The organism is Burkholderia sp. DN3021, assembly GCF_049805555.1.
In the GTDB taxonomy this organism is placed as follows: Bacteria; Pseudomonadota; Gammaproteobacteria; order Burkholderiales; family Burkholderiaceae; genus Burkholderia; species Burkholderia pyrrocinia_C.
In genome coordinates this window covers 52,157-66,086 of sequence record NZ_JBNCAB010000039.1, presented here as the reverse complement: position 1 = coordinate 66,086, position 13,930 = coordinate 52,157, and the positions used below count along the sequence as shown (strand labels likewise).

The 13,930-nt window shown below is 62.8% G+C and carries 14 protein-coding genes and 1 pseudogene; 2 read left to right on the top strand and 13 right to left on the bottom strand.

Annotation, left to right across the window (positions count from 1 at the left end; translation table 11 throughout):
* The 13 genes and pseudogenes from ACPUER_RS20015 to ACPUER_RS19955 form a co-directional block, all read right to left on the bottom strand.
* Nucleotides 1–145 (bottom strand): annotated as a pseudogene (locus ACPUER_RS20015) (acetyl-CoA C-acetyltransferase); the annotation flags it as partial.
* Nucleotides 146–453: 308 nt separating this feature from the next.
* Nucleotides 454–1,041 (bottom strand): TIGR01841 family phasin, encoded by a 588-nt coding sequence (gene phaP / locus ACPUER_RS20010; RefSeq protein WP_175963662.1) that lies wholly within the window; start codon nucleotides 1,039–1,041, stop codon nucleotides 454–456.
* Between the two features lie 504 nt (nucleotides 1,042–1,545).
* Nucleotides 1,546–2,310 (bottom strand): ParA family protein, encoded by a 765-nt coding sequence (locus tag ACPUER_RS20005; protein WP_425131933.1) that lies wholly within the window; start codon nucleotides 2,308–2,310, stop codon nucleotides 1,546–1,548.
* Nucleotides 2,311–2,411: 101 nt separating this feature from the next.
* Nucleotides 2,412–3,035, bottom strand: a complete 624-nt coding sequence (locus ACPUER_RS20000; protein ID WP_425131932.1) for a DNA-3-methyladenine glycosylase — start codon at nucleotides 3,033–3,035, stop codon at nucleotides 2,412–2,414.
* Nucleotides 3,022–3,573 (bottom strand): G/U mismatch-specific DNA glycosylase, encoded by a 552-nt coding sequence (gene mug / locus ACPUER_RS19995; RefSeq protein WP_425131931.1) that lies wholly within the window; start codon nucleotides 3,571–3,573, stop codon nucleotides 3,022–3,024. Before mug ends, ACPUER_RS20000 begins: the two co-directional genes overlap by 14 nt.
* Nucleotides 3,574–4,163: 590 nt before the next feature.
* Entirely contained in the window at nucleotides 4,164–4,430 is a 267-nt protein-coding gene (locus ACPUER_RS19990; protein ID WP_089456946.1) for a PAAR domain-containing protein, read from the bottom strand.
* A gap of 22 nt (nucleotides 4,431–4,452) precedes the next feature.
* Nucleotides 4,453–4,854, bottom strand: a complete 402-nt coding sequence (locus tag ACPUER_RS19985; RefSeq protein ID WP_425131930.1) for a hypothetical protein — start codon at nucleotides 4,852–4,854, stop codon at nucleotides 4,453–4,455.
* A gap of 278 nt (nucleotides 4,855–5,132) precedes the next feature.
* The gene (locus tag ACPUER_RS19980; RefSeq protein ID WP_425131929.1) at nucleotides 5,133–6,110 is read right to left on the bottom strand and encodes a hypothetical protein; all 978 of its coding nucleotides are present in this window, start codon (nucleotides 6,108–6,110) and stop codon (nucleotides 5,133–5,135) included.
* Nucleotides 6,035–6,373: an FRG domain-containing protein gene (locus tag ACPUER_RS19975; protein WP_425131928.1), complete on the bottom strand. Its 339-nt coding sequence runs from the start codon at nucleotides 6,371–6,373 to the stop codon at nucleotides 6,035–6,037. The genes ACPUER_RS19980 and ACPUER_RS19975 overlap by 76 nt, the downstream gene beginning before the upstream one ends.
* Before the next feature lie 61 nt (nucleotides 6,374–6,434).
* On the bottom strand, nucleotides 6,435–6,674 hold the full coding sequence (locus tag ACPUER_RS19970; protein WP_425131927.1) for a hypothetical protein: 240 nt from the start codon (nucleotides 6,672–6,674) through the stop codon (nucleotides 6,435–6,437).
* Nucleotides 6,675–6,937: 263 nt separating this feature from the next.
* Nucleotides 6,938–7,324: a hypothetical protein gene (locus ACPUER_RS19965; protein ID WP_425131926.1), complete on the bottom strand. Its 387-nt coding sequence runs from the start codon at nucleotides 7,322–7,324 to the stop codon at nucleotides 6,938–6,940.
* A 155-nt stretch (nucleotides 7,325–7,479) separates the two neighbouring features.
* Nucleotides 7,480–8,034 (bottom strand): single-stranded DNA-binding protein, encoded by a 555-nt coding sequence (locus ACPUER_RS19960; protein ID WP_034179047.1) that lies wholly within the window; start codon nucleotides 8,032–8,034, stop codon nucleotides 7,480–7,482.
* Between the two features lie 102 nt (nucleotides 8,035–8,136).
* Nucleotides 8,137–9,324 (bottom strand): MFS transporter, encoded by a 1,188-nt coding sequence (locus ACPUER_RS19955; protein WP_175963658.1) that lies wholly within the window; start codon nucleotides 9,322–9,324, stop codon nucleotides 8,137–8,139.
* Between the two features lie 264 nt (nucleotides 9,325–9,588).
* Between ACPUER_RS19955 and uvrA the strand changes: the two genes are divergently transcribed.
* Nucleotides 9,589–12,474 carry an excinuclease ABC subunit UvrA gene (uvrA, locus tag ACPUER_RS19950; RefSeq protein ID WP_072444665.1) on the top strand — a complete coding sequence of 962 codons (2,886 nt, stop codon included), beginning with the start codon at nucleotides 9,589–9,591 and terminating at the stop codon, nucleotides 12,472–12,474.
* Between the two features lie 250 nt (nucleotides 12,475–12,724).
* Nucleotides 12,725–13,807, top strand: a complete 1,083-nt coding sequence (locus tag ACPUER_RS19945) for an AI-2E family transporter (protein WP_175963657.1) — start codon at nucleotides 12,725–12,727, stop codon at nucleotides 13,805–13,807.
* Nucleotides 13,808–13,930: the final 123 nt, after the last annotated feature.

Sequence of the window (13,930 nt, the reverse complement as noted above, 5' to 3'; positions counted from 1 at the left end):
TGACCTGCTCGGGCTTCACGCCCGCACGCTCCAGCACCGCGCGGATCACCGTCGCGCCCAGCTCGGGCGCCGCAATCTTCGCAAGCGAGCCACCGAATTTGCCGACCGCGGTCCGCGCGGCCGATACGATCACTACGTCCGTCATGTTCAGTTCCTGCATCGAAATCAAGTTGTCGTTCTGGCGCCGGCACGGGCCGGCTGCAATTGGCGATGGCGCACGTCGGGCCGTTCGGCGCGATAAAGGTTGCACGCCGCCGCGCCACGAGCAGCGTCCGGTCGCACCGGCGGCACACCGGCACGGCCCGCACCTGCATCGGCGCCTTGCGGCAAACCGGAGGGCCGCCGGACACCGCGCAACACACGCGGTGCGCGGCGCCATCCGACGCCGATCAATCGCGTCGCGCCTGCGCGCGACACGCGCTCACGCCCGCGGTTACAGCCGCGGTTGCGTCGTTACGCGGCCGATTCGCGCGCAGCCGCTGCCGCGTCCTTGCGTGCGGCGGCAGCCGTCTGCTTGGCGCCACGCGTGGCCGTTTCGCTGACCGCATCGAAGCCGCTCTGTGCGGCTTCGATCGCCTGACCCGTCGCTGCGCGCACGGAGTCGGCCGCTGCCGTCGCCGCGGACAGCGCCGAATTCAGCGCGGCCACCACCGGCGCCGAGCCGGCCGGCGCATGCTTCGACAGTTCACCGATCACGTCCTTCAGGCGCTTGTCGTTCTGTTCGTATTGCGCCTGCGCGACCTTCGCCCATTCCGATTGCGTCGACACCGCGATGTCGAACAGATGGCGGCCGTACGACACGACCTTGCCGGCCGCTTCCTGCGGTACGGCTGCCTGCTGCGCGAAACCCGCGGCCGGATTGCTGCTGTTGAAGGCGTTCTTCAGCTTGTCTTCGTATTCCTCGAGCGCCGTCCGGGCCGCTTGCAGGTTGAGTTCGACGACAGCCTCGAAACCCTTGATCGCCGGACGGGCGATCGCGAACCATGCGGCGATACCGGATTGATAATCGGCGGCGAATTTTTCGGGGGCAAATACGGACATCGGGCACGCTCCTGTTGGAAATGCGAGAGACGACGTAAAGAAAAATAGAAGCCAGATCGAAAGCCGGCTTGCTTATTGACAACTCCCCACTCATTTGAGCACGAGAAGTTGGAGGAAGCCATTCTAGATCGATTAATTGTCAATAAAATGGCATTAATGATAAGTGTAAACCCTCATTTCATTTCGAGCGACTGCCTGAGCCCGCGACGTGCCGGCATCGCAGAGAAAAAAATACCGCGGCACTCTGTCCCGTATTGCCTTTTTACAGCATAGCGCATCATGACGCTGCACAACATTTACCAATTCACTATTCCGTTTATTAGAAAACCGGCGCTCATTGAAAATGAAGCAGTCACTTATGTAATCGATTTTTCGGGATTTATTATGAAATCGTTTCCGGGATTATTAATGACAAAATCAATGATCGGATGAATTGCGGGTCGCAATGGAAAAACCTGGCGCGGCCGTATGAAACGGCCGCGGCCGGCGCCGGCGTGCGGGCGATCAGCCGGCCAGTTCGCGATGCAGTGCGCGGAATTCCTGTGCGAGCTTATGCCCGGGTTCGAGATGGATCACCGGCTTGGACTGCTGATGCGACTCGCGGATCTTCACCGACGCCGACAGCCTCGACGCGAGCACCGGCAGCCCTTCGTCGACGAGTTCGTCGACCAGCCGTTGCGGCAGGCTCGCGCGCGGCTGGAACTGGTTGATGACGATTCCTTCCACCTCGAGCGCCGCGTTGTGGTCCTGCTGGATTTCCTTCACGTTCTCGAGCAGCGTGTACAGCGCGCGGCGCGAGAAGTCGTCGCAGTCGAACGGGATCAGGCAGCGCTCGACCGCGATCAGCGCCGAGCGCGTATAGAAATTCAGCGCGGGCGGCGTGTCGATGTACACGGCGTCGTAGGTGTCGAGTTCGTTCAGCGCGTCGCGCAGCTTGTAGATCTTGTAGCGCGATTCGAGCTTGCCGTGCAGCGCGTCGAGGTCCGGATGCGCGGGCATCACGTCGAGCCCTTCGAACGGGGTCGGATGAATGAACGACGCGACGTCGACCGGACGGAAGTTGAAGGTCAGCGCGGTTTCGAAGAATCCGGCCACACCCGGTTGCACGTCGGCCGCGGCGTCGCCGAGCAGGTAGCGCGTGGAGTTCGCCTGCGCATCGAGATCGATGACGAGCGTGCGCAGCCCTTCGCTCGCGCTGATCGCCGCCAGGTTGCAGACGATCGTCGATTTGCCCACGCCGCCCTTCTGGTTGAATACGACCCGCCGCATGGTGTCTCCTCGATCGAAACGTCGAAAGGATCAGCTTAGCCGGTCAATAATGGCGGCAGCGTGACGCAGATCGAATTACGCGCGATTGTGCGCGGCACGCATCAGGTGCGCGGCAGCGCCCCCGATACATGGCGATTGCCGGGCACGCTCCATCGCCACGGGAAATCCTTGCCGACGCGAATGCCGATGCGCGGCCCGCCCGCCAGATCGGTGGGCGGCGCCATGCCGTCGTCCACGACCGCGAACCCTTCGCGCGCGCCGACCAGATCGACGCCATCCTGGGCGCCGCCGATCCCCATCGCCTGGGTCAGCCGCGCCGGCCCGCGGCACAGGTCGCGATCGCGCGTCAGCGGCGGCCGTGCCGCACGCATCTGTTCGAGCCCGTGCAGCGGTTCCAGCGCACGGATCAGCACGCCTGTTCCCATGCCGTCCGGGCCGCACACGCAATTGCAGCACCAGTGCATGCCGTACGTGAAATAGACGTACAGGTGCCCGGGCGGTCCGAACATCGTCGCATTGCGCGGCGTCTTGCCGCGATAGGTATGCGCCGCCGGGTCGATCGCGCCGGCATAGGCCTCCACTTCGACGATGCGGCCGGCCCGGCCGTCGGCTGCCGCGAGGATCTTGTTGAGCAGTTGCGGCGCGACGTCGGTCGCTGCACGATCGAAGAACGCACGCGGCAACACGGTGCCCGGCCATGGGGATGACGTCTTACCGAGTCGCATCCGGCTGCTCCTCCGGCTGACGACCGGAAGCGGTCCTCGCGTGCAGATAAAGCTGACGATACGCATCGATCAGATCGTCGAGACCGAACGCAAGATTTCTCCCGCTGGGATTGGGCAGCACCCAGACGCTCGCGTGCTGCAAGCGCGCCGGCTGCAATCCCCACGCGACTTCGCGTTGCCCCGAAAGCGCCGAGTACGCCGCCTTGCCGAGAAAGGCGACAAAGCGCGGCCCATAACGCGCGACCTTCTGCTCGAACTCCGCCGCCGCCGCGACAAATTCCGCGCGCGAAAGCTGATCGGCACTCGCGGTCGGCCGCCTAACCACCGCCGTCAGGCCGCAGCCGTACCGGAGTATCGCGCGATCGTCCTGCGGAGGAATTTCCGTTGGCGTGAAACCCGCGAGATGAATCACGCGCCAGAAGCGATTGCTTCTCCCCGCGAAGTGATGCCCGGTTGCGGCGGCGATCATGCCGGGGTTGATCCCGCAGAACAACACGTCGAGATGCGCAGCGATGAGGTCGGGGAGTTCGTCAGCCACGGTTCGCCTGGAATGCGACGTACAAGGACGTAAACGAAGCAAGGCCCGAAGACCCGGGCCAAGCAACCGGCTTGACTCGGACATTCGGACCCATCGTGATGCGGGATGCCGACTTGCCGATTAGAACGGTTAGCGGAACATAGTGCTGTAAAAAATTCCGCCAACTTGTTGAAACGCCACAAATTCCACTGAACGATGATGGCCACTTGTAAGGAGCCTTCCAGCAAAGACCACGCAAGCCCTTTGGATGCTGACCGGTGCGATCGGAATCGTGAACCCTCGTGCCTCGAACGGTAGGCTGTTCACCACCGAATCGACTACGTCGCTCAAGGTTCATATCCTATAGGTCGCCGTATACGATAACAAGCGCATCATACTCTCGGCGTAGCGATTGCCTCATGGTCGAGTTCAGCCGATGATCAGACACTCCTGCAGGGACTCACAACGGTATCCCCTTGTCAGAGGCTACGCTAGCCGCATCATCATTAAGCACTGCTTGCAAAGATCCAGCGCCCCAATCCGTGTGTCGGTACCGCAAGCATGTATTGGTGAAGTAGCTCGGCTCCTCCGACAGCAAGAGTCGGCCAGACTCAACTACTCACGACAAACGTCTGTTGAGTCGCTATTAGCGCGGCGCCACACGCGGTCTTCATCCCATCCAGTGCTACCGGCCGACCATCTATCGCATACTGGTTCGAACCCTGAACAATGGGAAAGACACCGCTGCATTTCGGGCACGCAACCATATGTCCAATACCTGCTGGCGGACGACCGTTTAGGTCGGCACGCTCGAAGCCTTCGAGCACCAAGCCACCGTGATCAGTTGAATCACCCTTGCGAATGATCGGCTTTGTCAATGCAGCCTCCGCGTCGTGCTACCTATCCGAATAGCTTACGTAGTCCTTCAAAAATCACGGACCTCTCAATGTACCCAAAAGCAGAAATCGCGCACACAACGCCAATTGCCGAGTACAGCAACACCATTTTGTTGATCGACACCATATCCGCCCACGATGCCTTCGTAAGCACTGCAAGAATAAGTGCTGCCGCAACTCCACCAACAATGATAATCACTGGAAAAATTGCACCAGATGGAATCGTCGCTTTTACCCAAGCCATCGGATAAGACAAAATCATTGCCAAAAAAAATGCGACCACAAACGCAACGATGGCGAACAAAAGCGAGACAACCCCGAAGTCCCGAATGGAAAGAAGCCCAATCAACACTCCACCCACAATTGCGGCAGTCAAGCTTGCCCCAAGCAGCTCAGAGAATCTCACTTTTTATCTCCTTGACACCCCATATATTTAAATATGTTTGCGTCAACTTTGTCCCACAACGAATCAGCGGCCCATTCATTAATCTTCGGGAGATATCCGGTTCCCTCTCCGTAAGTATGGATGCTGATCGAATCACCGTCGTCCGATACCCAGCGCCTGACAATCCCTGGCGAAAGCAAGTGGCGCCCTGGCTCGGTAACGTTAATCACCGTCGAGCCACCGTCCTTGACAACATGATGCACGTATCCGACGCTGTCGCCAAAGGGCTAACAAGTGCATCATATCCGCGACTTTGCTTTTGCTTCTGTAACAAGGCGTGGTCGAAGATCAAGCACCCTAGCAGCGAGCCGCAGGCATCCCCCCATGTCACGAACGATTCTTGCGGCTTCGTCATCGAGCATAGCCTGCAACTCCACGATACCCATCGATGCCCCAGTATCCGGATGCTTCCATCCTTGGTCGCCGACCGCTGTTACGAGAAGACAACCGGAGCGACACATTTCTGCAGCCATGTATTTAGCGACGAGTTGATTCTGAATCGTGTCACGTAGTTCGCGCCCCGACCATTTCTCACCAATCTTGAGTTCGATTGTGCCTTGCTGCCCCGACGATGCCACTCGTAGCCGGATATCAGTTTCCTTCTCGTCCGCGGTAACCGCCTCTTGATCAACCGTATAAGCTCCGTTCGACGCGCTCTGCAATTGGAGCGCGATCAATTGACGCACCACCTTTTCTTCTTTGATCTGCGCCCAACCAGCCCGTGGTGAAACATCCTGGAGAAGCAGATCGTCGAGATCGTCCAATCGATCGACGAGCAGCGAAAACATATCGTCATGTGTCGTCGGTGGTGCCTCTCCATACAGATTTAACGCGGTTACGTCCGCTTCCTCGAACACGGCATCGTCCGCTTCTTCAGCTGCCTTTTCACGGGCCAACGCATTTAGCCGATCACGGAAATGAGCAAAGAGCGGGTCTGCGGACATCTCCAACTTGGCCACCCATGCGTCGGGACCTTTTGCATCAAGAATCGCACTAAGCAAGGCATTGCGCCCTGTCTGTGCGTCATCGCGAGGTCCCGGGGAATAGGCTCCCTCGTGGAAAATATCGTCTGACGGTGGCACGTACTGATAGGCAATCCGGACTAGACGCAAGAGCAAAGCTGGCGTGAATCTTGGATTCTTCAAGTCAACTTGCAAACCACCGCTTCGGTCGCCAAACATGACGCCAATAAAGTTGATAGCAACGCCGGCAGCCAATCCGCATTCTGCAGATCGAGGTGAGATTCGAGATAAGGAATCGCGCGGCGCTTGAACTCGTCCAGCATTGCGCGTTCAACGTTCAGATCGCTCAATGCGTAGCGGGCGACGCTGGGGAGCAGCTTCCAACTCGCGTCTCGATGGCCTCGATACAAATAACGAGTGGCGCCATTGAGGTGCTGCGTGATTGCAGCGATGTAATCCGCCAAGGTCGTCACATCGCCGAGGTGCTGTCTGGCGCAGTAGTCGTCGCAGTCTGTCATGGTAGTCGTCATCACGTGCAGCAATCAGCAAGCCCCACCTCGGTGGAATGCGCGGAATCGGTCATGCGACCAGCGCCAACAGGCGCGACTCATCGGCGTTGAGCATGCGCCGACCGGCTTCGTCGGCGGTTTTCCGGAGTCGATTGACATGGCCCACCCAGAATGCAAAAACGCTGACGGCCGACGCGCGCATCGCTCCGCGCTCCGGGTCGTCGCCGGCAGCGGCGGCCAATGCAACGTACTCACGAATCTGCCTTTCGGCGTGCGCAGTCAATTCCGCGTAAGCGATCGTGTGCGGCACCTGGTCGGCTGAACGAAAAGAATTCTGGTTGGCTCCACGGGGCAATCTGCGCCGCCGTGTAGGAATTCTCATTGATCAGCTGGCGGCAGGTGTACGCGTACCCCTCCAGCCGGATCGCATCGTCGAGCGCTCGGCGGCCACTTTCGGTTTGGGCGATCACGCGCGCGCGATAGAGATCCAGCCCCCACTTTCCGACCGCTCCGATCATACCGAGGACTGCGACCACGGATGCACCAGTGATCAACTCGCGGTGGTCGGATTTATCAGGTTCGCTGGGCATGAGTACTCTCGCATTCCGGATGGCCAATGTGCGCGTCGAGCTGCTCGTCGATCCACGTGCGATAGTCGTCGGCGATCTCGCGCCCCTCGGCGTCAATCACGCGCACCGGTCGTCCTGAGAACTCGTCACGTGCCGCGGGTTGCGGCACACGATGCTTGAGATGGACGACCTTCGCGCGGGAAAAAGTCAGACGCTCAAGCGCTCTCGTCCGATGGCGAATGCTGGCACGGCGAAGCCCCCGTGCACGAAGCTTCGCTAACCAGTACTCCAAGGTCTCTTGCGCCGGCAACCCTAGCGGATCGTCGTGCACCAAGAGAGGGAAGCGTCCGCCGCTCTCAAGGCGAACTTCGCGGATCGAATATTTCGCCACGATAGGCTCCGTTCCATGAACGGGGCCTATTTTTACTGGCCAGCCACGTTCCGCCTAGCTCGAAAAATATGTAAACAAAAAAAGACCCGAATCACCAAGCTAACTCATTGATTTAGCCTGGAAATTCGAGTCTATCGTTACCACTGACGTTCCGGCTAGAACGGGATATCGTCGTCCATCTCGTCGAAGCCGCCGCCTGCCGGTGCGCTCGGACGGCTCTGCGCGCCGCCGCCAGCACCGCCACGCGCCGCACCGCCGGCACGACCGCCGCCACCACCGGCGCGTTCCGTCTGCTCGCCGCGGCCGCCACCACCGCCACCGTAGCCGCCGCCGTAACCGCCTTCGTCACCGCCGCCGCCACCGCCGCCCGCACCGCCGCGGCCACCGAGCATCTGCATCTGGTCGGCGACGATTTCGGTCGAGTAACGATCCTGGCCGTCCTGGCCTTGCCACTTGCGCGTGCGGATGCGGCCCTCGATATAGACCGACGAACCCTTCTTCAGGTATTCGCTGACGATTTCCGCCAGACGGCCGAAGAACGCGACGCGATGCCACTCGGTCATTTCCTTGAAATCGCCGCTTGCCTTGTCCTTGTAGCGGTCGGTCGTCGCGAGACGGATGTTCGCAACCGCGTCGCCGCTCGGCAGGTAACGGACTTCAGGATCGGCGCCGAGATTGCCGACGAGGATGACCTTGTTGACGGATGCCATGTGTTTCTCCAGTAAATTCGATGCCGGGCCGCCCGCGCATGCGTCGGAGCGGCTCGCCGGGCAAGCCGGCGAACGCCGCCGGTGCCTGCCCGAAAATTGGGTTCAGGCCTTGCGCGGCGGCGCTTTCATGCTGGCCGCGATTATAAGCCACGCGGCAACGAGCCCCGAACACGCGTAGAACACGGTGTTCGCGCCGCCGTGCTTCAGCAGCCAGCCGCCCATGATGCCGCCGAGCGCGAGCCCGATCGACTGCGTGGTGTTGTACACGCCCGTGGCCGCACCCTTGCGCGAACCCGGCGCGAGCTTCGACACGAGCGACGGCTGCGACGCTTCCAGGATGTTGAACCCCAGGAAGTAGACGAACAGGATCGCCGCCACAATCAGGATGGTATGCGGCGCGCTGCCCAGCAGCAATTGGCCGATCAGGATAGCCAGAATGCCGCCGAGCAGCACCGGCTTCATCTTGCCCCGCTTTTCCGCGACGATGATCGCCGGGACCATCATCACGAACGCGAGCCCCATCACCGGCAGGTAGACCTTCCAGTGCGCGGCGACCGGCAGCCCGCCGTCGACGAGCAGACGCGGCACGACGAGAAACAGCGCCGTCTGCGTCGCGTGCAGCACCAGCACGCCGAAGTTCAGGCGCAGCAGCTCGACGTTGTGCAGCACCTCGGCGAACGGCGCGGGCACGTGCACGGGCTTCGCCGCGTCGGGCACGATCCACAGCACGACGCCGATCGCGAGGATCGACAGCACGCCGACGATCGTGAACAGCCCGCTCATCCCGACCCAGTGGAACACGATCGGCGCGCCGACGATCGCGACCGCGAACGACACGCCGATCGAGCCGCCGACCATCGCCATCGCCTTGGTACGGTTCTGCTCGGAAGTCAGGTCGGCGATGAACGCGAGCACCGCGGACGATACGGCGCCCATCCCCTGGATCACGCGGCCGACGATGATCCACGTGATGTCGTGCGCGAACGCGGCGACGAAGCTGCCGAGCGCGAAGATCACGAGGCCCGCGGCGATCACCGGCTTGCGGCCGAACTTGTCGGACGCCCAGCCGTAGAAAATGTAGAACAGCGACTGCGTGACGCCGTAGGCCCCGAGCGCGATGCCGACGAGCAGCACGTTGTCGCCGCCCGGGATGGTTTTCGCGTAGACCGAGAACACCGGCATGATCATGAACAGGCCGAGCATGCGCAGCGCGAAGATCGCCGCGAGCGACGTGGTCGCGCGCAATTCGGGCGCAGTCATGCGGGAAGACGTGGCGGACGGATTGGACATCGGGAATGAATTTCGAATGATCGGAATGTCCGCCCGGTAGCGGGCGGCGGAAGATCAGGACCGGCGGCCCGGGAGGCCTGACGGGCGACACGTCGGGGCAGGATGCTGGCGGCCTGCAGGCCGCCGGAACCGCACGGCGCGACCGCTTTCCCCGGCGCAGGCGCCGCCTTGCTGCCACCTGCTGTAAAGGCTGGGGACCCCAAACGACGGTCTCGAAAAGCCGTTATAGTAGCAGGTTTGGTTCCCTCCATTTTCGCCAGGTTCATGGAACAGATCCGTATCCGTGGGGCACGAACCCACAACCTGAAAAACGTCAATCTCGACCTGCCGCGCCACAAGCTGATCGTGATTACCGGGTTGTCAGGGTCGGGCAAGTCGTCGCTTGCGTTCGACACCCTTTATGCCGAGGGCCAGCGCCGCTACGTCGAAAGCCTGTCCGCCTATGCCCGCCAGTTCCTGCAGTTGATGGAGAAACCGGACGTCGACCTGATCGAGGGCCTGTCGCCCGCGATCTCGATCGAGCAGAAGGCGACGTCCCACAACCCGCGTTCGACCGTCGGCACGGTCACGGAAATCCACGACTACCTGCGACTTTTGTACGCACGTGTCGGCACGCCGTACTGCCCCGACCACGACATCCCGCTCGAGGCGCAGAGCGTGTCGCAGATGGTCGACGCCGCGCTCGCGCTGCCCGAGGAAACCAAGCTGATGATCCTCGCGCCCGTCGTCGCGAACCGCAAGGGCGAGCACGTCGAGCTGTTCGAGGAGATGCAGGCGCAGGGCTTCGTGCGCTTTCGCGTGCGCTCGGGCGGCGGCACCGCGAACGAAGGCGTCGCGAAGATCTACGAGGTCGAGTCGCTGCCGAAGCTCAAGAAGAACGACAAGCACACGATCGACGTCGTCGTCGATCGCCTGAAGGTGCGCCCGGACATGAAGCAGCGCCTCGCCGAATCGTTCGAGACGGCGCTGCGCCTCGCCGACGGCCGCGCGATCGCGCTCGAGATGGATACCGACCACGAGCACCTGTTCAGCTCGAAGTTCGCGTGCCCGATCTGCTCGTACTCGCTGCAGGAGCTGGAGCCGCGCCTGTTCTCGTTCAACAACCCGATGGGCGCGTGCCCGGAGTGCGACGGCCTCGGCCAGATCACGTTCTTCGACCCGAAGCGGGTCGTCGCGCACCCGTCGCTGTCGCTCGCCGCGGGCGCCGTGAAGGGCTGGGACCGCCGCAACCAGTTCTACTTCCAGATGCTGCAGAGCCTCGCGGCGTTCTACGAATTCGACATCGACGCCGCGTTCGAGGATCTGCCGGAAAAGATCAGGAAGGTGCTGCTGTTCGGCTCGGGCAAGCAGACGATCCCGTTCTCGTACATCAACGAGCGCGGCCGCACGACGATCCGCGAGCACGTGTTCGAAGGGATCATCCCGAACCTCGAGCGCCGCTACCGCGAAACCGATTCGGTCGCGGTGCGCGAAGAACTGTCGAAGTACCAGAACAACCAGCCGTGCCCGTCGTGCGAAGGCACGCGCCTGCGTCGCGAGGCGCGCCACGTGCGGATCGGCACGGGCGACTACGCGCGCGGCATCTATGAAATCAGCGGCTGGCCGCTGCGCGATGCGCTCGGCTATTTCGACGGGCTGACGCTCGAAGGCGCGAAGCGCGAGATCGCCGACAAGGTGATCAAGGAAATCGTCGCGCGCCTGACGTTCCTGAACAACGTCGGCCTCGACTACCTGTCGCTCGAGCGCAGCGCCGAGACGCTGTCGGGCGGCGAGGCGCAGCGGATCCGGCTCGCGTCGCAGATCGGCTCGGGCCTCACGGGCGTGATGTACGTGCTCGACGAGCCGTCGATCGGCCTGCACCAGCGCGACAACGACCGCCTGATCGGCACGCTCAAGCACCTGCGCGACCTCGGCAACTCGGTGATCGTCGTCGAGCACGACGAGGACATGATCCGCACGGCCGACTACGTCGTCGACATGGGCCCCGGCGCGGGCGAGCACGGCGGCGTGGTGGTGGCCGAAGGCACGCCGAAGCAGGTGCAGTCGAACCCGCAGTCGCTGACGGGCCAGTACCTGCTCGGCAAGCGCACGATCGAGTATCCGGACGAGCGGATCGCACCCGACGCCGAGCGGATGCTGCGCATCGTCGACGCGCACGGCAACAACCTGAAGCACGTCGATCTCGAGCTGCCGGTCGGCCTGCTGACCTGCATCACCGGCGTGTCGGGCTCCGGCAAGTCGACGCTGATCAACGACACGCTGTACCACGCGGTCGCGCGCCACCTGTACGGCTCGTCGGCCGAGCCGGCGCCGCACGAGGCGATCGAGGGCCTCGAGCACTTCGACAAGGTGATCAACGTCGACCAGTCGCCGATCGGCCGCACGCCGCGCTCGAACCCGGCCACGTATACGGGCCTGTTCACGCCGATCCGCGAGCTGTTCTCGGGCGTGCCGACCTCGAAGGAGCGCGGCTACGATCCGGGCCGCTTCTCGTTCAACGTGAAGGGCGGCCGCTGCGAATCGTGCCAGGGCGACGGCGTGCTGAAGGTCGAGATGCACTTCCTGCCGGACGTCTACGTGCCGTGCGACGTGTGCCACGGCAAGCGCTACAACCGCGAAACGCTCGAAGTGCAGTACAAGGGCAAGAACATCAGCGAAGTGCTCGACATGACGGTCGAGCATGCGTACGAGTTCTTCAGCGCGGTGCCGGTCATCGCGCGCAAGCTGAAGACGCTGCTCGACGTCGGCCTCGGCTACATCCGCCTCGGCCAGTCGGCCACGACGCTGTCGGGCGGCGAGGCGCAGCGCGTGAAGCTGTCGCTGGAGCTGTCGAAGCGCGACACCGGCCGCACGCTGTACATCCTCGACGAGCCGACCACCGGCCTGCACTTCCACGACATCGCGCTGCTGCTCGAGGTGATCCACCGGCTGCGCGACCAGGGCAACACGGTCGTGATCATCGAGCACAACCTCGACGTGATCAAGACGGCCGACTGGGTGATCGACCTCGGCCCCGAAGGCGGCGCCGGCGGCGGCCAGATCATCGCGCAGGGCACGCCCGAACAGGTCGCGAAGACGAAGGCGAGCTTCACCGGCAAGTACCTCGCGCCGCTGCTCAAGCGCCCGACCCGCAAAGTCGCGGCCGGCTGACGCGCTTTCGGCCCTCCCGGCCCTTCCCGCGCGCGGCCGCCCGGCCGCGCGCGTCCTTCCGCGGCGCGCAGCCCCCTCGTTTTCCCTTCTGCGTTTACACCACGCGCCAAACGGCCCGTTTGCGGACCATAATGGCAGCTATACTTTACGGTCGTAAGGTTCGCCTTCCACACCAATCCGGTGCGACGCCGGGCGAACCCGGCTCTGCCGCGCGCTGTGCGGCATGACACACGAACGACAGGAATCCACGATGGAGAAGCAACAAGAGTCGCGCGATGCGCAGAGCCGCGAGCCGCACCTGCGCAGCGTGCGGCTGACGAGCGACTTCAGCCTGCCGAAGCTGTCGGCACTCGAGATCGGCAGCTATTTCCTCACGATCGTCATGATGTGGCTCGTTCTCGAGCTCAAGCTGCTCGGCGGGCTGCTGGCCGGCCTGCTCGTCTACCAGCTGATCCACACGATCGCGCCCGTGATCGAACGCCACACGACGAGCATGCGCGCGCGCTGGGTCGCCGTCGTGCTGCTGGCGATCGTGATCGTCGGCGGGCTCACGGGCCTGACGATCGGCATCATCGAGCATTTCGAGCACACGGTGCCGAACCTGCAGAGCCTGCTCGGCCAGTTGATGCAGATTGTCGAGCAAACCCGCGCGCGCACGCCGGCGTGGATCGCGAACCTGCTGCCGGTCGACGTCGAGCAGATGAAGACCAAGGCGGCCTTGCTGATGCACTCGCACATGGACCAGCTCCAGCAGAGCGGCAAGAGCGTCGCGCGCGGCTTCGGCCACGTGCTGTTCGGGATGATCATCGGCGCGATGATCGCGATCGGCGTCGAGCACGGCAAGGTGCGCCGGCCGCTGTCGACCGCGCTCGTCACGCGCGTGTCGCGCTTCTCCGACGCGTTCCGCCGGATCGTGTTCGCGCAGATCAAGATCTCGGCGATCAACGCGACGTTCACGGGCATCTACCTGCTCGTCGCGCTGCCGATCTTCCACGAGCGGCTGCCGCTGTCGAAGACGCTCGTGCTCGTCACGTTCATCGTCGGCCTGCTGCCGGTGATCGGCAACCTGATCTCGAACACGCTGATCGTCGCCGTATCGCTATCGGTCAGCATGGGCACCGCGATCGCGTCGCTCGTGTTCCTCGTCGTCATCCACAAGCTCGAATACTTCCTGAACGCGAAGATCATCGGCGGCCAGATCGAGTCGCGCGCGTGGGAGCTGCTGCTCGCGATGCTGATCATGGAGGCCGCGTTCGGGCTGCCGGGCGTGATCGCCGCGCCGATCTTCTATGCGTACCTGAAACGCGAGCTGTACCTGCTGCGGCTGATCTGAAACCCGCGTCTCAGGCGACAAAAAAACGCCGCGCCCCGTAAAGGAGGCGCGGCGTTTTTGTTTCCGGGGGCTGCCGATCGGCGGCCGGCGCTCCGGCGGCCGGCCAACCGGGGGCCGGCCGAT

Excerpts from the sequence above, each read along its gene's own strand:
- phaP (WP_175963662.1), bottom strand. The coding sequence starts at position 1,041 with ATGTCCGTATTTGCCCCCGAAAAATTCGCCGCCGATTATCAATCCGGT.
- ACPUER_RS20005 (WP_425131933.1), bottom strand. The coding sequence starts at position 2,310 with ATGCGGCGGGTCGTATTCAACCAGAAGGGCGGCGTGGGCAAATCGACG.
- ACPUER_RS20000 (WP_425131932.1), bottom strand. The coding sequence starts at position 3,035 with ATGCGACTCGGTAAGACGTCATCCCCATGGCCGGGCACCGTGTTGCCG.
- ACPUER_RS19975 (WP_425131928.1), bottom strand. The coding sequence starts at position 6,373 with ATGACAGACTGCGACGACTACTGCGCCAGACAGCACCTCGGCGATGTG.
- ACPUER_RS19960 (WP_034179047.1), bottom strand. The coding sequence starts at position 8,034 with ATGGCATCCGTCAACAAGGTCATCCTCGTCGGCAATCTCGGCGCCGAT.
- ACPUER_RS19955 (WP_175963658.1), bottom strand. The coding sequence starts at position 9,324 with ATGTCCAATCCGTCCGCCACGTCTTCCCGCATGACTGCGCCCGAATTG.
- uvrA (WP_072444665.1), top strand. The coding sequence starts at position 9,589 with ATGGAACAGATCCGTATCCGTGGGGCACGAACCCACAACCTGAAAAAC.
- ACPUER_RS19945 (WP_175963657.1), top strand. The coding sequence starts at position 12,725 with ATGGAGAAGCAACAAGAGTCGCGCGATGCGCAGAGCCGCGAGCCGCAC.